Here is a 25,215-nt window from a genome sequence, read left to right on the forward strand (position 1 = left end):
ACAGCCTCGCGGCTCGACTTACTGTCGCGAGGATGTCAAAATTCAGGGCTGTCTCCTTGGATTCCCGCATAATGACGTTAGAAGTATTTGATATAGAGTCTCTGGACCTCGAGGCGCGCGGCGTCGCGCGTCGCGACGGTAAAGTGGTTTTTGTGGAAGGTGCATTACCGGGCGAGAGGATCGTTGCCCGTATCGCCAAGCGCAAGGCATCTTTTGATACCGCCCGGCTCGAGAAGGTAATCAAGCCATCATCGCAGCGCATCACGCCGGGATGTCCGCACTTTGGCATGTGCGGCGGCTGTGCCATGCAGCATCTCGATGCATCGGCCCAGGTGGCCATCAAGCAACGTGTACTGGAAGATACGCTCTGGCACATAGGGCGAGTGCGCCCGGGGGTGGTATTGCCGCCGATGCATGGCCCCACCTGGGGTTATCGCTATCGGGCCCGCCTGTCAGTGCGCGCCGTGCGCAAGAAGAATGCAGTCCTGGTCGGGTTTCGCGAGCGTCGCGGCAGCTATGTGGCCGACATCAACCAATGCCGGGTATTGCCGGTGCATGTGTCGAATATGCTGCTTCCCCTGCGCGCGCTGGTGGGTGCCTTTGCGCAGCCCGATCGCATACCCCAAATTGAAGTGGCCGTCGGCGATACCACTACCGTATTGTTGCTGCGCCACATGGAAACGCTGACTGATAACGATATTGCCTTGTTGCGCGAGTTTGCGCTCAAGCATAACGTGACATGGTGGCTGCAGCCCAAGGGTCCGGAAACCGTGCATCCACTGAATCCCGACGATGCCGACAAACTGGCTTATACCTTGCCTGAATTCGGCCTGCGCATGCCTTATCGTCCTACCGATTTCACACAGGTGAATCACGCAATCAATCGGGTTTTGATTTCCAAGGCCTTAACGCTGCTGGACGTCCAGTCGTCGGATCGCGTCGCCGACCTTTTTTGCGGTCTGGGCAATTTCACCTTGCCGCTGGCAATCCGCGCCCGTAGCGTGGTGGGCATAGAAGGCAGCTCTGCGCTCACGGAAAGGGCTCTCCAGGCGGCGCGGGATCATGGGCTGGAGGATCGCACCGGGTTTACCACCTTGAACTTGTTCGATGTGGATGTGCAGTGGCTGCGCGACCTAGGCCATTTCGACCGCATTCTCATCGACCCGCCCCGGGAAGGCGCCGAAGCCGTGGCGCGGGCGCTTGCCGCCCTGACGTCAGCGGAGCGTCCAAAAAGAATCGTATATGTGTCCTGTAGTCCGGCCACCTTGGCGCGCGATGCCGGAATACTGGTGCATGAAGGCGGCTACACGCTGCAAAGTGCCGGCGTCGTCAACATGTTTCCGCATACCGGCCATGTGGAATCAATTGCCGTTTTCGACGCCAGCTGACGCGCTTACTGGCTGGCGGTGGTTTCAGCCAGTATGCGTTCTGCTTCCTGCCTGACGCGTGCCGGCGCCGTGCCGCCGATATGGTTGCGCGCGGCGACGGAACCTTCCAGGGTCAGGACTCCGTAGATGTCCTGTTCGATCAGGCTGTGGAAGCCCTGGAGGTCGGCCAAGGGCAGGTCGGCCAGGTCGCAACCGCGCTGTTCGCATTCGCGTACCGCATGGGCGACTGTTTCGTGGGCATCGCGAAAAGGCACGCCTTTCTTGACCAGGTAGTCGGCAAGATCGGTGGCCGTGGCGAAGCCCTGTAGCGCGGCGGCGCGCATTGCATCGGCCTTGACACGGATACCGCCGACCATATCGACAAAGATGGTCAACGTGTCACGTATGGTGTCGGCCGAATCGAACAGGCCTTCCTTGTCTTCCTGATTGTCTTTGTTATAGGCCAGCGGCTGGCCTTTCATCAAGGTGAGCAAGGCGATGAGGTGGCCGTTTACGCGGCCGGTCTTGCCGCGGGCAAGCTCGGGGACATCCGGGTTCTTTTTCTGGGGCATGATGGAGCTGCCCGTGCAGAATCGGTCGGCCAAATCGATGAAGCCCACGCGCGGACTCATCCATAGGACAAGTTCTTCGGAGAGTCGTGAGATGTGCGTCATGATAAGCGCCGCGGCCGCGCAGAATTCAATGGCAAAGTCGCGATCGGATACGGCATCGAGGGAATTGCGGCATACGCCTTCAAAGCCCAGTGTGTTGGCAACGCGTTCCCGGTCGATCGGGTAGGAGGTGCCGGCCAGTGCGGCGGCGCCCAGCGGAAGGCGATTCACGCGCTTGCGGCAATCGACCAGCCGTTCCGCATCGCGGCCGAACATCTCGGCATAGGCCAGGAGATGGTGCCCGAAGGTGACGGGCTGTGCGACCTGCAAGTGGGTAAAGCCAGGCAGGATCGTCTCGGTGTGTTCAAGAGCGAGGGTGGCCAGCTTGTGACGCAACTGGTGAAGAAGGTCGATGGCAATGTCGATTTCGTTGCGCACCCAGAGCCGGATGTCGGTCGCCACCTGATCGTTGCGCGAGCGGCCCGTGTGCAGGCGCTTGCCGGCATCGCCGATGAGCTCGACCAGGCGCTTCTCAATATTAAGGTGCACGTCTTCGAGGTCTATGGACCAGGAAAACTGGCCGGCATTGATTTCTTCCAGGATCAGGGCCATGCCGCTCTCGATAGCCGCCTTGTCGTCGGCGCTGATGATGCCGATGGACGCGAGCATGTCGGCATGCGCCAGGGAGCCCTGGATATCGAAATTTGCCATGCGCTGGTCGAAGTTGACCGAAGCGGTATAGCGCTTGACGAGATCGGAGACGGGTTCGGAGAAACGTGCGGACCAGGCCTGGGCCTTGTTGGCAAACTGGTTTTGCTGCGGGGAGGAGTTGTTTTTTGACATAGTGCGTTGATTATAAGGGAAGGGCGTCTACGGTATATTAGTGGCCTTCCAGCTTATCAATGTACGAGGTATGGCGCAGGCGATGCAAGAAAACAATGCCTTGGTTCAGTGGGTGGACAGCAACTGGGTAAGCAGCAACATTCCCGACGCGCTGTGGGCCCAGATTGCGCTGGGCCTGGCGGTGCTGGCCGTCCTCGTCATTGTGACAGGCTGGATCATGAGCCGCGTGCTCGCCACGGTGGCGCGGCGCATGCTGTCCGCCATCGGCCATGATGACTGGTCCAGGGCGCTTGCCCGCCGCCGCGTTTTTCGCCATCTGAGCTATGCCGTGCCTTTGCTGGTCATCATGGGCAATATAGGCGTGCTGCCTGTCGATGAGAAATACGGCGGGATGCTGGCACGCATTTTCCTGTCCGCTGCACTGGTGTTCTTTTTCCTGGCCATCAATGGCGCGCTTACCGCCTGGCAAGATATCTATGCATCCAGCGCCAGGGCGCAAACCCGCTCCATAAAGGGCTATCTGGAGTTGGCCAAGATCGTGTTCTGGGCCTTGTGCGTTATCCTGATCATATCGATACTGGTCAATCGGTCTCCCTTGCTGATGCTGTCAGGCCTGGGCGCGTTGTCGGCAGTATTGCTACTGGTGTTCAAGGACACGCTTTTATCGCTGGTCGCCAGCACCCAGATGACCTCCAACGACATGCTGCGCATCGGCGACTGGATCGAGATGCCGCAAGCGGGCGCGGACGGATTTGTCATCGACATGGCGCTGCATACGGTAAAGGTCCAGAACTGGGACAAAACCGTCACGACCATTCCCACCTACAAACTGTTCTCCGAAAGCTACCGCAACTGGCGGTATATGTTCGAGTCGGGCGGCCGGCGCATCAAGCGCACCTTGCGTATCGACGCCAGTACCGTACGGTTTCTGCGCGAAGACGAAATCATCGCCTTGCGGCGATTTGCCTTGCTGCGCGACTACCTTGACGGCAAGCAGGGCGAGCTCGAGCAAAGCAATCGCGCCCTTGGGCCGTTGGCCGATCTTGAAGTGAACCGGCGCCGGCTGACCAACCTCGGTACGTTCCGTGCCTACGGGCTGGCCTATTTGCGCCAGCAGCCGGAAGTGCGGCAAGACATGATGATGCTGGTGCGCATGATGGAGCCCGAATCCCAGGGTATACCGATAGAAGTCTACTGTTTCGCCAACAATACGGCCTGGGTCGAGTACGAACGCATCCAGGGTAATATCTTTGACCATCTTGTGGCTATACTGCCCGAGATGTCCTTGCGCCTGTACCAGGCCCCTGCAGGCAGCGACTTCGCCAACATGCGATAATTTTTTCTTTAAGCGGAGCCATCCTATGAAATTAGTTGCGGCAATCATCAAGCCGTTCAAACTCGACGAAGTGCGTGAAGCGCTGGCAGATATCGGTGTCAGCGGACTTACGGTCACCGAAGTCAAGGGTTTCGGCCGGCAGAAAGGCCACACCGAGCTGTACCGCGGCGCCGAGTATGTCGTCGACTTCTTGCCCAAGATCCGTGTGGAAGTCGTGTTGCCCGCAGCCATGGTCGAAGCCGCTATCGATGCAATCATCAAGGCGGCATTCACCGGAAAAATTGGCGACGGCAAGATTTTCGTCACCGCCGTCGAGCAAGCCATACGTATTCGTACCGGCGAAAGCGGTATAGACGCCTTGTAGGCGTAAGCCTGAACCCTTTTTTTCTATGCGCTTGGCCAAATGCGGCAGGCGCCGAGGTTAGCAATGAAGCCATTCAATTGGGATAATCCATACCGTACCGAGCGCACGCCGCTTTTTGCCCGCAATGTGGTGTCGACGTCGCACCCGCTGGCGGCCCAGGCAGGGCTGCGCATGATGCTTAAGGGCGGTAATGCCATAGATGCCGCCATCGCCGCGGCCGCGACCATCGTGCTCGTAGAGCCGGTTTCCTGTGGACTGGGTGGCGATTGCTTCGCAATATTGTGGGACGGCAAGCAATTGCAAGGCTTGAATTCGTCCGGCGTGGCGCCGGCGGCCTGGAATGTCGAGTACTTCAAGCGCAAGCACGGCATCAATGCGCAGGGCTTGGCCAACATGCCGATGCGCGGCTGGGATGCCGTCACCGTACCGGGCGTCGTTGCCGGATGGGCCGCCTTGCATGAACGCCATGGCAAATTGCCGTTCGAGTCCCTGTTTGAGCCCGCCATCGAGATCGCGGAGCGCGGCTTTTCAGTGTCTCCGGTCGTTCATCGCAAATGGGTTGCCGCGGCGGCCGAGCTCAAGAACCAGCCGGGATTCGCCGAGACTTTCATGCCCGAGGGCCGGGCGCCACATATAGGCGAGCTTTTTTCCCTTCCCGATGCCGCCCACACGCTCAAGCTGATCGCGCAAAGCAAGGGCAGGGCATTCTACGAGGGCGAGCTGGCCGAGAAAATAGCAGCCTTCAGCAAAGCCTGCGGCGCGGCCATGACGCTCGAGGACTTGCGCGCCTACCAGCCGGAGTGGGTCACGCCCATTGCCAAAGACTATCGCGGCTACACGCTTAACGAAATACCTCCGAACGGACAGGGCATTGCCGCGCAGATGGCCCTGGGCATCCTGCAGAATTTCGACGTGGCCGACCTGCCCGTCGACTCGCTGGAGTCGCAGCATTTGCAGATCGAAGCCATGAAGCTGGCATTTGCCGACCTGTACCGCTATACCTCCGACCCGCGCAGCATGGAAGTCACTCCCGCCCAAATGCTGGATGATGCATACCTGGCCGGCCGGGCGCGCCTCATCGACAGGCAGCGTGCCACGCAATTCGGACCGGGCCGTCCCGCTTCAGGCGGCACCATCTACCTGACCGCTGCGGACGAAAGCGGCATGATGGTTTCCTTCATCCAGTCCAATTACATGGGATTCGGTTCCGGCGTCGTTGTACCCGGAACCGGGATCAGCCTGCAGAACCGGGGCTATGGATTCTCCATGGATCCGGCGTCGCCGAATGTCGTCGAGGGCGGCAAGCGTCCGTTCCACACCATCATTCCCGGCTTCCTGACCAAAGACGGCAAGCCGGTGATGAGTTTTGGCGTCATGGGCGGCGACATGCAGCCGCAGGGCCATCTGCAGACGATAGTCCGCATGCTCGACTATGGCCAGCAGCCCCAGGCGGCATGTTGCGCGCCTCGCTGGAAACTGAACCGCGACTTTACGCTGGACCTTGAAACCGGAATCAGCGAGACCGTGGCGCAAGGCTTGCAAGCCAAGGGCCACGTGCTCAAGGCCGTGGACGACCCCTATATGGATTTCGGCGCCGGCCAATTTATTTGCCGCTTGTCCGACGATCCAGCTCGTGGGTACGTGGCAGCCAGCGACAGCCGCCGCGACGGGCAAGCCGTCGGCTTTTAGTCTATGTATCGGCATGGCCAAGTCCATGCCGATACGCATTTTTTCCCTGACAGTAGCAAAGGCGCTTTATGGCATTGCGTGCCACAATTTTCAAGCTGGAACTGCACGTGGCCGATATGGTGCGCGGCTACTACGATAGCCATACCCTTACCCTGGCGCGCCATCCTTCTGAAACTGAAGAACGCATGATGCTGCGGGTGCTCGCGTATGCCCTGTACGCCAGCGAAGGACTTTCTTTTACCCGGGGGCTCAGCACCACCGACGAGCCTTCTCTATGGGAAAAAGACCTGACCGGCACGATACTGACCTGGATCGAACTCGGCCACCCCGATGAACGCCGCATACTGCAAGCGGGCGGCAAATCAAAAGACGTGGTCGTTTTCTGCTATGGCGGACATGCCAGCCATGTTTGGTGGCAGGGCGTTCAGGCTGGCGTGGCACGGGTGCAGAACCTGCGCATCATTTCGGTGAGCCCGGCGCAAGTCCAGGCTCTTGCCAGCCTCGCCAGACGCACTATGACCTTGCATATCACGATCGAGGAGGGAACCGCCCTGGTTTCGTCCGCCGATGATAGCGTTTCGGTCGATATCGACGTGTGGCGCTGAAGTGCGGGAAAGATACGCCTGAATATCCGGGGAATGGTATGATGCCGGCCTGCCTGGCTGCTTAGCGATTTTTGGCAGCCACGGCCCAAAAGTCCGGCAAGAAGCATTCGGCAACCAATAAAGGCTGTTGCTGGCGCCAGAATACCGAACAACGGGCCAGCATACGGTGCGCCGGCGGGCAATCGTTTCCCAGCATGCGCCGCGCCGAGCGGTACAAGGGATTCTGCTCGCGCAGGCGGCAGGCAAAAAACCGTGATCGTGTAATTTGCGTATCGTGATACAACATATCGGCCAAGGGACGGGTACGAAGCCGCCGCATTCCCTGCCATAGGCCATGTGAAGCATTCAACGGTGTAAAACTGCGTGCGAACACGCTTTTCGTGCCGTCGATGGACATGATGATCTCGCGCAGCCAGATCGGCGAATGCGGTGTGCCTTGAAGCATCCATGCTTCGCCGGGATGCAAGCCCTGTGGCTGTTCGCGTACGACTTGCAGCTGTACCTGACCGATTTCACGTAGGCCCGCAGTCAGGGCGCCGGGTCGAAATAACCAATACTTTTGTTGCTGACTGAACGATGGCGACGGCGAAGCAAGCCAGTCGCTGGTATAAGGCGAGAAGAGTTCCATAAATCATATTATCGCCAAAGTCATAAAATACTGCTCATGGAAAAGACACGAATTTCAAAATTGATGGCCGAACAAGGTCTATGTTCGCGCCGCGAGGCCGATGCCTATATTGAACGCGGCTGGGTGAGGGTCGACGGCGTAGTCGTCTCCGAACTTGGCAGCAAGGCCTGGCCGGATCAAAAGATCACGCTGGACAAACAGGCGCAGCGTCGCCAGACCTCGCGGGTCACCATCCTGCTGAACAAGCCGGTGGGCTATGTATCGGGGCAGGCGGAACAAGGCTATCGTCCCGCCGTGACGTTGATCACCGCGGCGACGCAGTATCGCGCGGACAAGACCGCATTACGTTTCGATCCCGCTCATCTCCGGGGCCTCGCTCCGGCGGGACGGCTGGATATCGACTCCCAGGGCCTGCTGGTGCTGACCCAGGATGGCCGTATCGCTCGCCAGCTCATCAATGATGATTCCGAGATTGAAAAGGAATATCTGGTGCGCGTGCACGGCAAGATCGGCAACAACGGTCTGAAAATGCTTAATCATGGCCTGATGCTCGATGGCCAGCAATTGCGTCCCGCCCATGTCAGCTGGCAGAACGAAGACCAGCTGCGGTTCATACTTCAGGAAGGGAAAAAGCGTCAGATCCGGCGCATGTGCGAACAGGTGGGGCTGAAGGTCGTCGGCCTGAAACGCGTGCGCATGGGACGTATCGTGCTCGGCGACCTGCCTCCTGGGCAATGGCGCTACCTGAAAGACGCCGAACGCTTCCTTTAGGCGCAAGGGCACTGAACGTCAGTTGCCCTGCTGGGTCAGTGTAAAAGCAGCCCGATCATCGAGTGCGAGCTTGTCGCGCAGCCAGGGCAATGTCCTGGCCAACTCAGCATGCAAGGTCCAGGGCGGATTCAAGATGAACATGCCGCTGCCGTGCAGTCCAAAGCCATCGGCGGCGGGCTTGCGTACGGTAAGGCTGGCGTGCACCCATGGCGTTTTCAGGCGTTCCAGTGCACGCGGCATTTCCTGGGCCTCGCGCCGTTGCACGATGGGATACCAGATGACGAAGCAGCCTGTGGCGAATCGCTTCAGGCCTTCGTTGACCGCCTGCAAGGTCTTGCGGTAGTCCTGCTTGTCCTCGTAGGAAGGATCAATGATCACTACACCGCGCCGCGAAGGCGGGGGCAGCTGGGCCTTCAGGCCTTCGAAGCCATCTGCTTCGTAGATGGAAGTCTGGCGCACTGCCGCCCGGCCCTGGCGGGAAAGGTTCTCCTTCAGCACTTCGGCTTCGGACGGGTGCATTTCAAATAGTCGCAGTCGATCACGCTCGCGCAGGGCATGCAGGGCCAGCCACGGTGAGCCGGGATAAAAGTTGGCGACGCCGTCAGGATTGAAAAAGTGAACTTCTTCCAGATACCGCTCTATCATGGGCGGCATTGTCGTTTGCTGAAGCACGCGATCAAGGCCGTCGGTGAACTCGCCGTTGGTCAGCGCCCATTCGCTGCGCAGGTCATAGAGCCCAGCCCCGGCGTGAGTGTCGATGACCGAATACGGCGCTTCTTTCAGGTTGAAGTAATCGAGTATATGAATGAAAACGGCGTGCTTGAGCACATCGGCGTGATTGCCGGCGTGGAACGCGTGTCGGTAACTGAACAAAGATATATTCCTCTAGAGCATGGCTGCCGCTTGCGCAGGCCGGCGGCGTGGCGATTGTTGCATCGATATGGGGGACGCACTCATCAAGGCAGGGTCGCAGGCGTGATGTGGGTGATTTCATCGGTGACGACAGCATTGCAGCCCCATTCCAGAAGCTCCTGTGCCCGAGCCATGTCGTTGACTGTCCAGACGGCCACGGTATAGCCGCGAGTGCGTAGTGCTTGTACCAGCGGCAACGTGGTGTACTTGTGGTTAAGGTTCAGGCCCGCGCATCCCAGTCTTTTTATGCGGTCTTCCCAATCTTCAGGTATTTCGTCCTCGATAAGCAATGCACGAGGAAGAAGGGGGGCTTCTTTCATGGCCGCTGCCAATGCGACTTCCGAAAACGAGGACAAAAGAGGTGGGACATCGGCACCGGTCCATAGCCGTTGCGCCAGCCGCGCTACCTGCTGGCCGGTCTCGGCTTCAGAGCCAGTAGTAGGCTTGATTTCGATGTTGCTGCGTATCCCGTTGGCCCGCGTGTAGGAAGCGATTGACGCAAGGGTGGGGATGGATTCGCCGGCATACTCATTGGCGGACCACGATCCGAAGTCCAGTTCGGCCAGTTCTTTCAGCGTCATGTCGCCCGCGCGCCCGCAGCCGTTGGACGTGCGGTCTACGGTATCGTCATGCAGTAATACGGCGACGCCGTCGCGGCTGAGTTTCACGTCGTACTCCATCATGGTAAAGCCGTGACGAGCGCCCAACCGTATTGCGGCCAGGGTGTTCTCCGGCGCATGAAGGCCGGCACCGCGATGGGCGATAAGCTTGGGATAAGGCCAATTTGGGGGCATGTCGGGCATTGCGGATATCCGGTGGTTGGAAGGAGCGAAACAATGCCGGCATTTTATCGTTACTTGCCAGATTGCTGGGTGGAATTCCCCAAAGGTGGGGTAAACTGCATAAAATTTTTGTATTCTGCTCGGGTTTTGCGTAATCATGGCGATCTCGATCGCCTTTTTTGATGTAACCGTCGCGCATGACCTTCCGGGATGCGTGTCAGTGGGTGATTAATGTTCGATTTTATACGTACGCATCAACGCTTGATGCAACTTGTGCTCCTGGTACTGATCCTGCCGTCTTTCGTCCTGATCGGCGTCAGCGGCTATACCAATTACGTGTCGGGTGATGAAGAGCTCGTTAAGGTGGGAAATTCCTCCATAACGCAGCTGGAATTCGAACAGGCACGCCGCAATCAGCTGGAACAGCTCCAGCAGACCAGCCAGGGCGGATTCGATCCCGCCATGCTCGATAACGTGCCGGCGCGCACTGCCTTGCTCGATTCCATCATAGACCGCCGCGTCATGATCGCGATGGCCGAGAAAGAGCGATTTACCGTTTCCGACACGGCGCTGCGCCAAGCCATAGCGTCCATGCCGCAATTGCAGGTAGATGGACAATTCTCCGCCGAACGCTATAACCAGCTATTGGCCTCTGCCGGCCTGACCACGCGCGAGTTCGAGCAAAGCCAGCGTGCCGAGCTGGCACTCAGCCGCGTCCTGGGGCCGGTGGGCGCCACAGCGGCTGTTCCGGAAGCCGTTGTCGACCGCCTCGAGCGTGCGCTCACGGAAGAGCGCAGCATACGCCTTATTGCCTTTCCGTCCGCCGACTACGAAAAAGATCTTGTGATCAGCGATGAAGACGTCAAGGCCTGGTACGAGAAAAACAAGCAAACGCTCGAGCTTCCAGAGCAAGTACGCGCCCAGTATCTCCTGCTCAACGAAGAAGCGGCCATGCAGAATCTGCCTGCGCCGAAGACGGAAGACCTGCAGCAATACTACGAGCAGAACAAGGCGCGATATGTGCAGCCCGCACGCGTCAATGTCAGTCATATCCAGCTAAATGTTCCCGCCGGGGCAAGCGATGAGCAGCGTGCCGCCGCCAAGGCCAAGGCCGAGGAAATTGCAAAGAAAGTTCAGGCTGACAAAACAACATTCGCAGCGGTCGCAAGCGCCGAGTCGCAAGACGCCGGCACCGCCAAAAACGGCGGAAAACTGGGATGGATCACCAAAGGCACTTGGCCCGAAGCCCTGGAGCAGGCGGTATTTGCGCTGGGCAGTGGCGAGATCTCGGGTGCCGTCGAGGGCCCGGACGGCTACCATATCTTCCTGGCCAATGAAGTACAGCCCGAGAAGGGTGAATCGTTTGACGAAGCCAAGGACAAGGTCGAGCTTGAAGTGCGCCGTCAGCTTGGTGCTGAACGCTTTGCCGACATGGCCACCCGGCTCACCAGCCTCGTCTACGATAACCCGGCAAGCTTGCAACCGGCTGCCGATGCCTTGGGGCTGAAGGTCAAATCGGCGGCGGGCATTGCTCGCGACCGCCTCTTGCCCTCGGACGAAGTAGGCGCCAATGCCGCATCGGCCAGTGAAGACGCGGCAATACTCGACGACCAGCGTGTTCGGCGCGCCTTGTTCGCACCGCAAGCGCTCACGGAAAAACAGAACTCAGGCGTTATTGAAATCTCGCCCGACACCATGGTTACCGTGCGGGTGGAAGAAGTGATACCCGCCCATGTCCCCGAGCTCGAGAAAGTCAAAGCCCAAATCGTCGAGGTCCTGAAAAGGGAGAAAGCCCTGGCCGCTTCGGAAAAAGCCGGTCGTGAAGCGCTGGCTGCATTCCAAAGCCAGCAGGACAAAACAGAAGTACCTGCCGGATTCGGCACGCCGCTTGAGGTCAGCCGTATCGATGCTCAAGGCCTGGGCAAGCCCATCCTGGATGCGGCATTTGCGGCATCCGGCACAGACCTTCCCAAGTACGCAGGCGTAACAGGGCCTCAGGGCTTTGTCGTCCTGCGTATCGAAGGTGCCAAAGATGGCGAGGCCGATGCGCCAATGCTCGCCACGCTGCCGGTCGAACTGGGCCAGGCGTGGGGAAGGGCCGAGGAACAGGCTGTGCTCAAGGCCATGCGTGTTCAGGCTGATGTAAAGGTATTGCCGGAAGCCAGTAAAGTACTTTCCGGCGAAACGTCGCAGGACTAGAACGCGTAGCTTAGTGCGACTTCAATATGGGCGCCAGGTGCGCCCATACGTTTTTTTCCAGTATGGCTTGCGCATTTTCATTCGGATGGATGCCGTCCGACTGGAACATTGTCTTGTCCGTAGCGATGCCTTCCAGGAAAAAAGGGACTAGCGCAACCTCGTGCTTCGAGGCCACCGACGCGAATAAGCCGTGGAAACGTTCTGTGTATTGCCGCCCATAATTAGGCGGTATTTGCATGCCCAGCAGCAATACCGATGCATTTGCCTTTTGCGCCATGGCCACCATTGCCGACAGATTGTCTTCCGTCATTGTCAGCGGCAATCCCCGCAAGGCATCGTTGCTGCCTAGCTCGATAATGACGATTTCGGGCCGGTAATGCGCAAGAGCGTCCGGCAGACGACTTAGCCCGCCGCTTGTAGTGTCGCCGCTAATGCTGGCGTTGTGTATCTGGTATCCTGTTTTCTCTTCGGCCAGGCGCCGTGCAAGTAGTGCGACCCAACCGGAATCCCGCCGCAGGCCATACTCTGCCGACAGGCTGTCGCCCACCACCAGTATTGAAGGGCCGGACATTTCTGTTGCCGTTGCGGCTGTCGCCACGCCGGACCAGGAAAGGCAACAAAGTGCCGCTATTATGAGACGCCAGCGTATCCACATGAATTACATCCACTCCATTGAAGTTAGCCAATTATGCCAAAGGGTCACCGACTCTTCGGGCGAACTTGATATTCTAAACAACGTGAGCTTTACCGTTGCAGACGGCGAGGCTGTTGCCGTTACCGGCAGTTCGGGCTCTGGAAAATCGACTCTGCTTGGACTCCTGGCTGGGCTGGACGTTCCATCGTCCGGCCAGGTGAAGCTGCTGGGACATGATTTATTCGCGCGCGATGAAGAAGCGCGCGCGGCCTTGCGTGCCGCCCATGTGGGTTTCGTGTTCCAGTCTTTCCAGTTGCTGCCGAACCTCACGGCCCTGGAAAACGTCATGTTGCCGCTGGAGCTTGCGGGCAAGCCCGCATTGGAGGCAGCCAGCGATATGCTCGAACGCGTGGGCCTCAAGGATCGGTATCACCATTATCCCAAGACCTTATCCGGTGGAGAGCAGCAGCGGGTTTCGCTTGCCCGCGCCTTCGTGGTGCAGCCGCGGCTATTGTTTGCCGACGAGCCTACCGGCAGCCTGGATTCGCAGAATGGCGCGAAAGTGATCGAGCTTATGTTCGCCCTGCATCGTGAGCATCGCACGACACTGGTCCTGGTTACTCACGATGCCGAGTTGGCCGCGCTTTGCCAGCGTGAACTGAAATTGTCCGCGGGCTGTTTGCTGGATGCCTGATACGTGCACGACTGCCAAAGCCGGATATCCGGGCTTTGGCAGCTTGGGAGCCAGTATCCTGGCAGTCAGGATTTGGAATTGGTTCCGGCTTGCTTGACAAGCTTGGCGCTTAGTTCGACATCGTCCTTGATCAGTTGCTTGAACGCGTCGGACGTTGATCCCGCCGGCATGAACCCCTGGGCATCGAATTTTGTCTTCATATGGGGTAGTTGAATGACGCCGGCTACCGTCTTCTGCAGGAGCTCGGTAATGTTTTTATCCAAGCCGGGCGGTCCAATAAGTCCGATCCATGGAACATACTCGTAGTCTTTGACCCCCGATTCATCAAGCGTAGCAACGTCTGGCAGAAGCTCCAGGCGCTTCGTGGTGGATACCGCCAACGCACGCAAAGTTCCGGCCTTGATTTGTCCGTAGGCGGTCGGTACAGCCAGGAAAGCGGTATCGATCTGTCCCGAAATAAGATCACTGGTCAGAGCGCTGCCGCCCTTATACGGTATGTGCATCATTTTTATGCGGGCTTTCGTTTCCAGCAAGACGCTGGCCAAGTGCAATGCGCTGCCTGCGCCCGAGGAACCGTAGTCAATGGATCCAGGCGCTTGTTCAGCGGCGTCGATGAGATCCTGCACCGTTTTGTAGGGCGAGTTTGCCGGCACGGCAAGCACAACGGGCACATGGCCCAACAGTGTAATGGCCGTCAGTCCATTCACCGAATCGTAAGGCAGGGAGTCGTTGAGGCTGGGGTTCACGGCATGGTTGGACGATACCAATCCCAGCGTATAGCCGTTAGGCGTTGAGGCGAGGATGTCCTTCGTTCCCGGAATACCGGCTGCCCCGGCTTTGTTTTCAACTACGACGGATTGCTTCAGCGCTTTACCCATATCGTCGGAGATGGTGCGGGCGACGGTATCCAGGCCGGAACCCGGGGCGCTTGTCACCACCAGGCGTATCGGTCGCTCCGGGTAGGTACTTTCCGCCAAGGCCGATGACGCGCCGCCCAGTCCGCAAATTGCCAACGAGATCGTTGCCAGTGCGATGTAATGCTTCATTTGGAGTCTCCTCTGCGATAGGCTTTATGCTAAAACCGTTGTGCAACCGGTTTTGCGCGGCCGATTATTGTGAATGGAACGAATAGATCTTCGGTCGATTCTAGACAGCGGCCCTTGGTGCCGCCAGAGTTCTTTGGTGATGGGACCCATCTCGTTTGGCGATGATCGGCGTGCAAAGTTTTTCGCGATAAGGGAGTGGCTTCGTTCCGGGCCACAGAAAAAATAAGGGCTTGAACACTTCATGACACGCCGCATCGATGCTTATAGTCTGCGTTTATTTGTCGCCACGGCAACCGAAGGTTCCATAGCCCGTGCTGCGGCCAAGGAACATATCGCCGCATCGGCGCTAAGCCGGCGCATTTCGGACCTGGAACACGCCTTGGGCGTCGCCTTGTTTGTGCGTTCCCCCAGGGGTATCGAGTTGACCAACGCAGGGCAGGTCGTGTTCGACCGGGGCCTCAAGATCGACCAGGACATACAGCTGCTGAAGCGTGACGTCCAGGCTTCCGACGGCGTAGTCAACGGCACGGTCAGGTTGTCTGCCAATATGTCCTCGATCATTGGATACCTTCCAGAGCGCCTGAAAAGCTATACGGCGACTTTCCCTCAGGTTACGCTGGCCTTGTCGGAGGAAGATACCGAGGTCGTCCTAAGGGCGTGCCTGGACGATGAAGCGGATGTCGGCGTTGGCGTGAAGGTCGATGTGCCGGCCGGCATTGAGTCCTGGTTCTTTGCCTCGGATCCTTTGCTTGTCGTCATGCCTGTTGGTCACGCGCTTGCCGGCGAGCGGTCCATACGGTTTGCCCAAGCCCTGCAACATCCCCTCATAGGGGTGCATCCTGGAGGATCGCTGGATACCTTGCTGCAGGAGCAGGCCAAGGCGATGGGCGGGGTGGCCAGCTTCGCTGTACAGGTAAACAGCTTTGACGCCGCATGCCGGATGGTTGAAGCGGGCCTGGGTATTACCCTTATCCCGCGCAGCGCCGCAAGCGCTTATGCCGGCACGCGCAAGTTCATTCGCAGGCCGTTGGGCGAGACCTGGGCGGCGCGCGAATTATGGATTTATTCCTTGCGCAAGTCGCCACGCTTGCGGTCTGTGCAGGCATTGATCGATGCATTGCAGGACTAGGCTGAGCCACCGTCCAGACTATCGCATTTTTCGATGGCCCCGTTGCCGCTTTAGTGGTTGGTCCTCCGGTGCTACACGGGGCAAAATCGGCCTATGGAAAAACACTATGCGAACGCGATAAGCTTTGGGCGGATCCTGTATCTTTGCGATGATCCCGAGCTGATACAGACTCAGCTGCAGGTAATCACTGCGGGAAATGTCGACATGGAGCATTTGCGGGACGATGTCTCGACGGATGAAATTACCCCTGTCAGCATACTTTCCTACTATGACAAGGAATTGGGTCGCTTTGCCTACACCGGCTTGAAAGTTGCCGGTGCCTTTCCGATTGGAAACCAGGACCTTGCATCCAGCGACGTCGAGGTGGTCGTCGCAGGACAGCGGTACGGCAAAGGGTCCTCACGCGAACACAGTCCCGCCGCCGAGATGTATGCGGGCATACGTCTGGTCATCGCAAAAAGCTTCGAACGCATATACCGGCAGAATGCCGACAACATCGGCCTACTTACCTCGACCGACTTCGGGTTGATAGACCGTATTGAACGCGGGGAAGCCATCAGCCTGGACGAACTGGTGGCGGACCGCGACGAACTGGCCGCGACCATTATAAAAAGCGGTGGGCTGCTGCGATTCGGCCAGCATCATATGCGGAACATGGAGCCGCGCCGTACACCTCCAGCGCACCGTCCTTTGACTCTCTTTGAAAAAATCATCGGGCGGCATCAATTGATAATGAGTCCATGCGATGACGAACCAGGCCCGGGGCAGGGCGCGTTTGTACGCGCAGACTGGCGGTTTATCCACGAGTATTACACCGGCATGTGTGAGCATATGTTGAATACCACTTACGGAAAACCATTGTCGCTGTTCGACCCTGACAGCATATTGATATTCGAAGACCATACGTCCTACATGCATGTCAGCCCGGCGCATGTGCGTGCTGGGCTGATTCCCAACATGGTCGCTATGCGAGATGCCCAACGCACGTTTGCCGGGGCATACGGCTTGCGCATGCATCGCACCCTTACCGACGAAGAAGCCATGCTGGACGATGGCGGCAATGTGGCGGGCATTTCCCATGCAATGATGGCGGAGCATTACGCCTTGCCCGGCCAGGTCGTCGTGGGTACCGATTCCCATACGCCCCATAGCGGGGCGCTGGGCTGCGTGGCATTCGGCGTCGGCACAACGGACATGGCCAATGCATTCATGACCGGTGCGGTTCGCATGACCATGCCGCAATCTTTGCTGATAGACCTTCAGGGCGCAGTGCCCGCCGGCGTAACGGCCAAGGATATCGTCTTGAAGTTATTGGCCCAGCCCTCAATCCGGGGCGGGGCGGGCGTGGGCAAGGCGTTTGAATTTACCGGGCCGGTAGTTGCCGACCTGTCCATCGACGAACGCGCAACGCTGACGAATATGGTTGCCGAGCTTGGGGGATTTAGCGGCATTGTGGCTCCCGATGAAAAAACTGTCGATTTCATCCGGGCTCGACGGGAAGAAGAGTTTTGTATTGAGCCGTGGATGCACAGCGATCCCGGCGCCCATTATGCGGACGCGATCACGATCGATTGCTCCAGGCTTTCGCCGATTGTTGCGCGGCCTGGCGACCCGGGCAACGGCTTGCCGTTGGCAGACTTGAAGACACGGGTGATGATAGACATTGCTTATGGCGGCTCGTGCACGGGTGGCAAGCAGGGCGATTTCGACCTGTACCACGAGGTACTTTACTGGGCGCTTCAACGTAACATGGCCTTGCCCGCGAACGTGAAGCTATACCTTCAGTATGGAACGACGGCCGTGCGGGACTATTGCGTGGCCAAGGGCTACGACAGTACGTTCCGAAAGATGGGAGCAAGCCTGCTGCAGCCCTCCTGCGGCGCCTGCGCCAACTGCGGCCCGGGTGTATCGGTGGATGCCGCCCAGGTAACAGTAAGTTCAATCAATCGGAACTTTCCCGGACGTTCAGGTCCGGGACAGGTGTGGCTAGCTAGTCCTCCTACTGTTGCGGCGAGCGCACTGGCCGGAGAATTGATCTCGTTTGAAGACCTGAAGCGCCGATCGGTATAGGAAATGCACACCCCGTGCACGCCCGCAATGCACAGGGTAACTTGCCTACAAGGTCATATGCTTGGGTAGCCAGGTGGCGATTTCCGGGACCGCATAAACGATAAGCACGCCGAGTATCATGAGTGCGAACATAGGGAAAGCCACCCGGGCAAGATAAGGCAGTTCTTTCTTGGTCAGGCCCGACATCACAAATAGATTGAACCCTACCGGCGGGGTTATCTGTGCCATTTCAATGACAAAGACCAGGAATATTCCAAACCAGATAAGATCGATACCGGCCGCGGTAACAGTCGGCAGCAGCACGCCCATGGTCAATACGACGATTGATATTCCATCAAGGAAACATCCGAGCACCACGAAAAACACCATGAGCGCCATGATGAGACTGAATTGCGAGAGGCCGAGCGAACCAATCCATTCCGCAAGTGCGCGTGGCAAGCCGATATAGCCCATTGATAGCGTCAGGAACTGAGCGCCCGCCAGGATCAAGGCGATCATGCAGTACAACCGGGTCGCACCCATGAGCGAGTCTTTGAAGACTTTCCAGTTCAGCGAACGCTGTACCGCTGACAAGATCAAGGATCCCAGTACACCCACAGCGGCAGCTTCGGTCGCAGTGGCAAATCCGGTATAAATCGAACTGAGCACTAAAGCGATCAGGATAACAACCGGTATAAGGTGACGCGACTCATAAACCTTCTGGGTAAAAGTCATTGGCTCGTCGGCTTGCGGAATCTGGTCCGGGTGCAGCAATGCCCATATGGCGATATATCCCATGAACAGGCCTGCCAGTAATATTCCCGGAAAAATACCTGCAATGAACAGCTTGGCGATGGACACGTCGGCGGCGACACCGTAGACGATCATGATAATGGATGGCGGTATGAGCAGGCCCAGTGTGCCGGCGCCGGCCAGGGTACCGATGATGAGTTTCTCCGGATAACCGCGTTGGGTGAGTTCCGGTATGGTCATTTTTCCGATGGTGACGCAAGTTGCGGCCGAGGAACCCGATACGGCAGCAAAAATGGCGCAGCCCACCACATTGGTATGCAGCAGGCGACCGGGAATTCGATCCAGCCACGGCGCAAGCCCTTTGAACAAATCCTGGGAAAGACGCGAGCGAAAAAGTATTTCGCCCATCCACAGGAATAATGGAAGGGCCGTTAGTGTCCAACTTGAAGACGCTCCCCATATGGTGATGGCCATGGCGTCCCCGGCGGGACGACTGGAGAATAGCTCCATGCCCAACCAGGCCGTTCCTGCCAGCGTCAGGCCGACCCATACTCCGCCGGCCAGGAATCCAAAGATGGAAAGGACGAGCAGGGAAATTACCAGCGCTTCATTCATAGTGTTTTTCTTCGCGATGCGCTGCTTCAGGGATGCCACGCATGCGCCGTATGGTTTCATCGACGACCGCAATGAAAAAGATCAAGGTTCCAACGGCCATGGCAATTTGTGGAATCCACAAAGGGGTGCCGTCGTCGCCGGTAGAAATATCGTTAAAGGAGAGCGAATCAAGCACCAGCTTGCCGCTAAACCAGCACAAGTTCGCGGTGATGGCGCATGCAATCAGCAGAGCCAGGAGGTCCAGCCTGAGTCGTCCCTTAGCGGGCAGGGCCGACAGTAGCAGGGTCACTCGAATATGTTCGCCACTCTTAAACGTATGGGCCAGGGCAAGAAAGCCGGCGGCGGCCATGGAATAGCCGGCATAGGCGTCAAGGCCGCCTATGTGTACGCCCATCTGACGGGTAGCGATGGACATGACCACCGCTACCAGGACGCCGACCATGAAGACGGCCGCCACACCGCCCGACACCAGGTAAAGTTTATCGAGAAAACGGCGCATGCTTACTTATCGGCCCGGTACGTGTCGATCACTTTCTGCCCGTCAGGGCCCGCCTTTTTGATCCACTCGGTCAGCATGGTATCGCCGACTTTGTCCAGCCCTTGCATCAGTTCGGGCGTGGGCTTGACGATTTCCATGCCGTTCTTGGCCAGGTTGTCCAGGTACCATTGTGTCTTTTCTTTGGAAAGCGCCCAGCCGCGTGTTTCGGCGTCTGCGCTTGCCTGCAGCAGTGCCTTCTTGCTTTTCTCGTCGAGCGCATCAAACGCCTTCTTGTTCACGATCACAGCATTCTTCGGCAACCAAGCCTGGGTATCGTAGAACTTCTTGATGTATTCGTAAGTCTTGGTGTCCCAGCCTGTGGACCCTGACGTCATGAAGGCATTGACCACGCCGGTTGCCATGGCCTGGGCCAACTCGGACTGTTGAATCGTCACGGGTTGGGCGCCGACCAGTTCGGCGATGCGGGCGGTGACGGGACTGTAGGCGCGCCACTTGACACCCTTCAGGTCATCGACGCTGTTGATGTCTTTATTGGCGAAGATGCCTTGTGGCGGCCAGGCAACGGTGTAAAGCGCCGTCATGCCTTGTGCCGCCAGTTTCTTGTTCAGCAGTTCTTTCTGGGCTTGGTAGAGCTTCCAGGCGGCATCGTAGCCGGTGGCCAGGAAGGGCAGTCCGTCCAGTGCGTAGACCGGATCTTCGTTGGCATAGTTCGTAAGCAGAATTTCGCCGATCTGGGCCTGGTTGCCTTGCACAGCGCGTTTGATCTCGGGCGCCTTGTACAGCGAGGCGTTATTGTGCAGGACAATTTCGAGCTCGCCGCCGGACAGCTTGCTGACGTCCTTGACGAACTGTTCAAGGTTTTGCGTGTGAAGATTTGAAGCCGGATATGCGCTGGGCAGATCCCACTTTGTCGCGGCGTGGGCGTTCAATGTAAGCGCGGCGGCACCGACTGTAGTCAAAAAAGCGAGTGTTTTTTTCATAAGAAAGTCCTTTGACGAAACAGCACATTCGTGCGATATGCACAGGGGGCCGATTGTAGTGTGGGAACTCTACTGTTCTAACGATTTCGCGCCCGATTCAGGGTAATCACTAGTGAGGCGCGGGCCGGTTTGCACCCAGGCATCGAACTGCGTTCTAATCGTTCCTTTTGCGTTCAAGGCCGGCGAGGAAGCGGCCTTGTCCCGCATAGTCTGGCAATCGGAGCATGCATGAAGAAGTGGCAATTCTGGGTGGATCGTGGCGGCACATTCACGGACATTGTTGCGGTCACCCCCGACCGGAACATTCTGACGTGCAAGTTGTTATCCGAAAACCCGGAGCAGTATCCCGACGCGGCGGTCGCCGGCATAAAACGGCTCCTCAATGTAGAGTCCGGCCAGAAGGTGCCGGTAGAGCAGGTCGAGTGTGTCAAGATGGGCACAACCGTAGCCACCAACGCGTTGTTGGAACGCAAGGGCGAACGCACGGTATTGGTGACGACTCGCGGTTTCCGCGATGCCTTGCGGATTGCCTACCAGAACCGTCCGCGGCTTTTCGATCGCCATATCGTATTGCCCGAACTCCTGTATGAAAGCGTCATCGAGGTCGATGAGCGTCTGGATGCCCAGGGCCACGTACTCAAGGCACTCGATGTGGCGGCGCTTGAATCCCAACTTGCCGCTGTCTATGCCGATGGGGTGCGCACGATCGCCGTGGTTTTGATGCATGCCTGGCTGCGAAGCGACCATGAGGTGATCGTCGCCAAGTTGGCGCGCAATATGGGTTTCACCCAGGTATCGGTATCGCATGAAGTCAGCCCGCTCATCAAGTTTGTGTCGCGCGGCGACACTACCGTGGTCGACGCCTACCTGTCGCCCATACTGCAACGCTATGTCCAGCAGGTTTCATCCGAGTTGCCGGGTGTTCCGCTGCTGTTCATGCAGTCCAGCGGCGGCCTGACGCATGCCGGCAGTTTCCGCGGCAAGGATGCCATCCTTTCCGGTCCGGCCGGCGGTATCGTTGGCATGGCACGCACCAGCGAGCGTGCGGGCTTCGATAAAGTCATTGGTTTCGACATGGGCGGCACGTCGACGGACGTCTCACACTACGCGGGCGAATTCGAGCGCGAGTTCGAGACGCAGGTCGCCGGCGTCCGAATGCGGGCGCCCATGATGAGCATCAACACGGTGGCTGCCGGCGGCGGCTCTATCCTGCATTTCGATGGTGCCCGCTTGCGGGTTGGCCCGGATTCCGCGGGCGCCAACCCTGGACCAGCTTGCTATCGTCGCGGCGGACCATTGGCCGTCACCGACTGCAATGTCATGTTGGGGAAGATCCAGCCCGACTTCTTCCCCCAAGTATTCGGTCCGCGCGCGAACGAGGCCCTTGATGCGGCAACCGTGCGCGAACAGTTTCGAGCAATGGCCGCAGCGGTTGCCGACGCCACGGGACAGGACATAAGCGCCGAGGTGCTGGCCGAAGGTTTCCTTGCCATTGCGGTGGGCAATATGGCTGAAGCCATCAAGCGCATCTCTGTTCAGCAAGGCCATGACGTCACTACCTATGCCTTGACGGTATTTGGTGGCGCCGGCGGCCAGCACGCTTGCCTGGTGGCCGATGCCCTGGGAATGACGCGCATCTTCTCGCACCCGTACGGAGGCGTGTTGTCGGCGTATGGCATGGGCCTGGCCGATCAAATCGAGATTCGCCAGCAGACCGTCGAGCGTGTCCTCGAGCCGGAGCTTCTGCCGGTTCTGCAGGGGTATTGCGAGCAGTTGATCGAACAGGCTACGCAGGGCCTGGGTGAGCAGCATGGCAGCGACTTGTCCCTGCAGAGCACATGCCGTGTACATCTGAAATACGAAGGCACTGACACGGCGCTGGATGTGCGGCTATCCGAGGCGGTGGCTGATATGCAGGCGGAATTCGAGCGTTCGTACCGTAAACGCTATTCATTCCTGATGCCGGGCAGAAGCCTGGTGGTTGAGTCGATATCGGTGGAAGCCAGCCTGGCGGGCGACCAGATCGACGAACCGCCGGCACCGCTGGCGTTGCGCAAAGGGGATGCACAGCCGCGGGCGACACGGCCCATGTTCAGCGGCGGGCAATGGCGGGACACGCCTGTCTATGATCGCGCCGAGCTGCAGGCCGACGACGTCATCGAGGGACCAGCGATCATATCGGAGCCCAACCAGACCCTGGTCATCGAGCCGGAATGGCAGGCGCGCTTAACCAGCCAGAATCACTGGAATCTTGTGAGGCTTCGCCCCTTGACCGGTCAAATGGAGGTGAGCTCGCAAGTCAACCCCATCATGCTCGAAGTGTTCAACAATCTGTTCATGTCCATTGCCGACCAGATGGGGGTGCGCCTGCAAAATACCGCCTATTCCGTCAATATCAAAGAGCGGCTGGATTTTTCATGTGCCATCTTCGACGTACAAGGCAATCTCATCGCCAATGCCCCGCACATGCCCGTCCATCTTGGGTCCATGAGCGAATCGATCAAGACTGTCATGCGGGAAAATGAGGGGCGCATGCAGCCCGGCGATGCCTATGTCGTCAACGACCCCTATCATGGCGGGACCCATCTGCCTGACGTCACGGTGATAACGCCGGTATTTGACCGGGCGGGCGACCGGATATTGTTTTTTGTGGGTTCGCGTGGACACCATGCCGACATTGGAGGCCTCACGCCGGGTTCCATGCCGCCAAACTCCAAGACCGTTGAAGACGAAGGCGTGTTGTTCACCAACTTCCAGCTGGTCGGCAATGGCGTCTTCCGTGAAGCCGAAGCCCGTGCAATATTGGGTTCCGGCAAGTGGCCTGCGCGGAATCCCGATCAGAATCTCGCCGATATGCGGGCGCAGATCGCCGCCAACGAGAAAGGGGTGCGTGAGCTGCTGAACATGTGCGATCAGTTCGGCCTGGACGTGGTGGCCGCCTACATGCAGCACGTGCAGGACAATGCCGAAGAGGCCGTGCGCAAGGTGATTACCCATTTGCGCGATGGGCAATTCGATTACGCGTTGGATAATGGCGCGCATATACGGGTGGCGATCACCGTCAGGCACGAGGACCGCAGCGCCGTGGTCGACTTCACCGGCACATCGGCGCAACTGGACAATAACTTCAATGCGCCGGCATCCATCGCCGTTGCGGCAGTCTTGTATGTATTCCGCACGCTGGTCGATGATGACATTCCCTTGAATGCGGGTTGCCTCAAACCGATCGAGATCATTGTTCCGCAAGGATCCATGTTGCGCCCGAATCCGCCCGCCGCGGTCGTGGCGGGTAACGTGGAAACCTCGATGTGTATCGTCAATGCCTTGTACGGTGCGCTCGGCGTGCTGGCTGCCAGCCAGGGAAGCATGAACAATTTCACCTTCGGCAATCAGCGTCATCAATACTATGAAACCGTGTCGGGCGGCACGGGTGCGGGTCCGGAGCGTATCGGCGTTCCTTTTGAAGATGCGGGCGGCTTTCATGGCACATCGGTGGTACAGGCACACATGACAAATTCCCGGCTGACCGATCCCGAAGTGCTTGAACTGCGCTTTCCTGTCAGGCTCGAATCCTACGAGATACGCCCTGGCTCCGGCGGGGAAGGGCGCTGGAACGGCGGCGATGGCGGCATACGCAGGGTACGCTTTCTTGAACCCATGACTGCGGCCATTCTCTCGAACAACCGCATCTACCCGCCTTTTGGCTTGGCCGGTGGCGCCGTCGGGTCTCTGGGTGCAAACTACATTGACCGCGCCGACGGCACCCGTACCGATCTCGGACCGCAGGATAGTGCCGAGCTGTTACCGGGCGATGTGTTCGTCATTGAGACGCCGGGAGGCGGCGGTTATGGCCCGAAGGAGGCTTCATGACGCGATACACCTTGCTCGTTGCGGCCGCCTTGCTGTTCCCGCTTTCAGCGGGTGCTCAAGGCTATATCAGCCGCATGTTGAATCATCCTGTGCCCGGCGGCGTGGCAGTCGTGCCGCTGGGCGACTCGTCACAGATGCCTCGAGCCTACCACGATGATAATCGGGTGATGGTGCTGCGTGACAGCGACGGCCAGTGGATTGCCGTCGTCGGTATTGACCTGAAAACGACGGCGGGCCGGCAGGTCCTGAAGGTGGATGGTGCGCCAGGCGTGCAACAACCCGCGTTCGTGGTCGGGAGCAAAAGCTACAAGGAACAACATATAAAGTTGAAGAATAAAAGCCAGGTCAATCCTGACCCGGAACAAACCCGCCGGTACGAGCGCGAATACAAAGAGCAGATTGCTGCTTATGCCAGTTTCCGTGAAGTCATTCCCAGCAATGTAATGCTCGATAAACCGGTGGACGGTCGTTTGTCCAGTCCCTTCGGACTACGGCGTTTCTTTAACGGCGAAGAGCGCAATGCCCATTCAGGCCTCGACTTTGCCGTAGGGCTCGGCACGCCAATCAAAGCGCCTGCCGATGGAGTCGTCACCATCGTCGCCGACTATTTTTTCAACGGGAAAACGGTATTCGTCGACCACGGCCAGGGTTTCATCACGATGTATTGTCACTTGTCGTCTTTCCAGGTGAAGGCTGGCGATACGGTGACGCGTGGCCAGTCCATAGGGAAGGTGGGAGCCACCGGCCGCGCCACCGGGCCGCATTTGCACTGGAACGTGAGCCTGAACAATGCGCGGGTCGACCCGGCCATATTCATTAATGCATTCAAGCCTTGATGC

21 protein-coding genes are annotated in these 25,215 nt (G+C 58.4%); 12 read left to right on the forward strand and 9 right to left on the reverse strand.

The window, feature by feature from the left end:
• Positions 1-71 precede the first annotated feature (71 nt).
• Positions 72-1,388, forward strand: coding sequence for a 23S rRNA (uracil(1939)-C(5))-methyltransferase RlmD (gene rlmD, locus CR159_RS05085; RefSeq protein WP_102072922.1), 1,317 nt, complete (start codon positions 72-74; stop codon positions 1,386-1,388).
• 5 nt (positions 1,389-1,393) lie between these two features.
• On the opposite strand, the gene argH is transcribed toward rlmD, so the two are convergent.
• Positions 1,394-2,821: an argininosuccinate lyase gene (argH, locus tag CR159_RS05090; RefSeq protein ID WP_102072923.1), complete on the reverse strand. Its 1,428-nt coding sequence runs from the start codon at positions 2,819-2,821 to the stop codon at positions 1,394-1,396.
• 82 nt (positions 2,822-2,903) lie between these two features.
• On the opposite strand from argH, the gene CR159_RS05095 reads away from it, so the two are divergent.
• From CR159_RS05095 to CR159_RS05110, 4 genes are all read left to right on the forward strand, one after another.
• Entirely contained in the window at positions 2,904-4,157 is a 1,254-nt protein-coding gene (locus CR159_RS05095; RefSeq protein WP_233208177.1) for a mechanosensitive ion channel family protein, read from the forward strand.
• Positions 4,158-4,182: 25 nt separating this feature from the next.
• Positions 4,183-4,521: a P-II family nitrogen regulator gene (locus CR159_RS05100; protein WP_102069545.1), complete on the forward strand. Its 339-nt coding sequence runs from the start codon at positions 4,183-4,185 to the stop codon at positions 4,519-4,521.
• 63 nt (positions 4,522-4,584) lie between these two features.
• Entirely contained in the window at positions 4,585-6,210 is a 1,626-nt protein-coding gene (ggt, locus tag CR159_RS05105; protein ID WP_102072924.1) for a gamma-glutamyltransferase, read from the forward strand.
• 68 nt (positions 6,211-6,278) lie between these two features.
• Positions 6,279-6,815: a YaeQ family protein gene (locus CR159_RS05110; protein WP_102072925.1), complete on the forward strand. Its 537-nt coding sequence runs from the start codon at positions 6,279-6,281 to the stop codon at positions 6,813-6,815.
• 61 nt (positions 6,816-6,876) lie between these two features.
• Here CR159_RS05110 and CR159_RS05115 read toward each other — a convergent pair whose 3' ends face one another.
• Positions 6,877-7,443 carry a chorismate--pyruvate lyase family protein gene (locus CR159_RS05115; RefSeq protein WP_102072926.1) on the reverse strand — a complete coding sequence of 189 codons (567 nt, stop codon included), beginning with the start codon at positions 7,441-7,443 and terminating at the stop codon, positions 6,877-6,879.
• A gap of 36 nt (positions 7,444-7,479) precedes the next feature.
• On the opposite strand from CR159_RS05115, the gene CR159_RS05120 reads away from it, so the two are divergent.
• Positions 7,480-8,214 carry a pseudouridine synthase gene (locus CR159_RS05120; protein ID WP_102072927.1) on the forward strand — a complete coding sequence of 245 codons (735 nt, stop codon included), beginning with the start codon at positions 7,480-7,482 and terminating at the stop codon, positions 8,212-8,214.
• 18 nt (positions 8,215-8,232) lie between these two features.
• On the opposite strand, the gene CR159_RS05125 is transcribed toward CR159_RS05120, so the two are convergent.
• Positions 8,233-9,087, reverse strand: a complete 855-nt coding sequence (locus CR159_RS05125; protein ID WP_102072928.1) for a 23S rRNA (adenine(2030)-N(6))-methyltransferase RlmJ — start codon at positions 9,085-9,087, stop codon at positions 8,233-8,235.
• Positions 9,088-9,170: 83 nt separating this feature from the next.
• Entirely contained in the window at positions 9,171-9,920 is a 750-nt protein-coding gene (ugpQ, locus tag CR159_RS05130) for a glycerophosphodiester phosphodiesterase (protein ID WP_102073070.1), read from the reverse strand.
• A 219-nt stretch (positions 9,921-10,139) separates the two neighbouring features.
• Here ugpQ and CR159_RS05135 point away from each other — a divergent pair, with 219 nt between their 5' ends.
• Positions 10,140-12,107, forward strand: coding sequence for a SurA N-terminal domain-containing protein (locus CR159_RS05135; protein WP_102072929.1), 1,968 nt, complete (start codon positions 10,140-10,142; stop codon positions 12,105-12,107).
• 10 nt (positions 12,108-12,117) lie between these two features.
• Here CR159_RS05135 and CR159_RS05140 read toward each other — a convergent pair whose 3' ends face one another.
• A complete protein-coding gene (locus CR159_RS05140) occupies positions 12,118-12,762 on the reverse strand; it encodes an arylesterase (RefSeq protein ID WP_102072930.1) in 645 nt (214 codons plus the stop codon).
• Between CR159_RS05140 and CR159_RS05145 the strand changes: the two genes are divergently transcribed.
• On the forward strand, positions 12,761-13,435 hold the full coding sequence (locus CR159_RS05145) for an ABC transporter ATP-binding protein (RefSeq protein WP_102072931.1): 675 nt from the start codon (positions 12,761-12,763) through the stop codon (positions 13,433-13,435). The genes CR159_RS05140 and CR159_RS05145 overlap by 2 nt on opposite strands.
• A 65-nt stretch (positions 13,436-13,500) precedes the next feature.
• Here the strand turns inward: CR159_RS05145 and CR159_RS05150 are convergent, their stop codons facing one another.
• The gene (locus tag CR159_RS05150; RefSeq protein WP_102072932.1) at positions 13,501-14,481 is read right to left on the reverse strand and encodes a Bug family tripartite tricarboxylate transporter substrate binding protein; all 981 of its coding nucleotides are present in this window, start codon (positions 14,479-14,481) and stop codon (positions 13,501-13,503) included.
• A 241-nt stretch (positions 14,482-14,722) separates the two neighbouring features.
• Here CR159_RS05150 and CR159_RS05155 point away from each other — a divergent pair, with 241 nt between their 5' ends.
• The gene (locus tag CR159_RS05155; protein ID WP_102072933.1) at positions 14,723-15,610 is read left to right on the forward strand and encodes a LysR family transcriptional regulator; all 888 of its coding nucleotides are present in this window, start codon (positions 14,723-14,725) and stop codon (positions 15,608-15,610) included.
• 93 nt (positions 15,611-15,703) lie between these two features.
• Complete coding sequence (locus tag CR159_RS05160) at positions 15,704-17,680, forward strand: aconitase family protein (protein ID WP_102072934.1); 1,977 nt, start codon at positions 15,704-15,706, stop codon at positions 17,678-17,680.
• A 45-nt stretch (positions 17,681-17,725) separates the two neighbouring features.
• Here the strand turns inward: CR159_RS05160 and CR159_RS05165 are convergent, their stop codons facing one another.
• The 3 genes from CR159_RS05165 to CR159_RS05175 are packed head-to-tail and all read right to left on the reverse strand — an operon-like array spanning position 17,726 to position 20,506.
• Positions 17,726-19,027, reverse strand: a complete 1,302-nt coding sequence (locus CR159_RS05165) for a TRAP transporter large permease (RefSeq protein WP_102072935.1) — start codon at positions 19,025-19,027, stop codon at positions 17,726-17,728.
• Positions 19,020-19,526 (reverse strand): TRAP transporter small permease, encoded by a 507-nt coding sequence (locus CR159_RS05170; RefSeq protein ID WP_102072936.1) that lies wholly within the window; start codon positions 19,524-19,526, stop codon positions 19,020-19,022. Before CR159_RS05170 ends, CR159_RS05165 begins: the two co-directional genes overlap by 8 nt.
• 2 nt (positions 19,527-19,528) lie before the next feature.
• On the reverse strand, positions 19,529-20,506 hold the full coding sequence (locus CR159_RS05175) for a TRAP transporter substrate-binding protein (RefSeq protein ID WP_102072937.1): 978 nt from the start codon (positions 20,504-20,506) through the stop codon (positions 19,529-19,531).
• Positions 20,507-20,734: 228 nt separating this feature from the next.
• On the opposite strand from CR159_RS05175, the gene CR159_RS05180 reads away from it, so the two are divergent.
• Both CR159_RS05180 and CR159_RS05185 read left to right on the forward strand, forming a co-directional pair.
• The gene (locus CR159_RS05180; RefSeq protein WP_102072938.1) at positions 20,735-24,376 is read left to right on the forward strand and encodes a hydantoinase B/oxoprolinase family protein; all 3,642 of its coding nucleotides are present in this window, start codon (positions 20,735-20,737) and stop codon (positions 24,374-24,376) included.
• Entirely contained in the window at positions 24,373-25,212 is an 840-nt protein-coding gene (locus CR159_RS05185) for a M23 family metallopeptidase (protein ID WP_102072939.1), read from the forward strand. Before CR159_RS05180 ends, CR159_RS05185 begins: the two co-directional genes overlap by 4 nt.
• Positions 25,213-25,215 lie beyond the last annotated feature (3 nt).

Origin of the sequence: Pollutimonas subterranea (assembly GCF_002849655.1) — a bacterium.
GTDB classification, from domain to species: domain Bacteria; phylum Pseudomonadota; class Gammaproteobacteria; order Burkholderiales; family Burkholderiaceae_B; genus Pollutimonas; species Pollutimonas subterranea.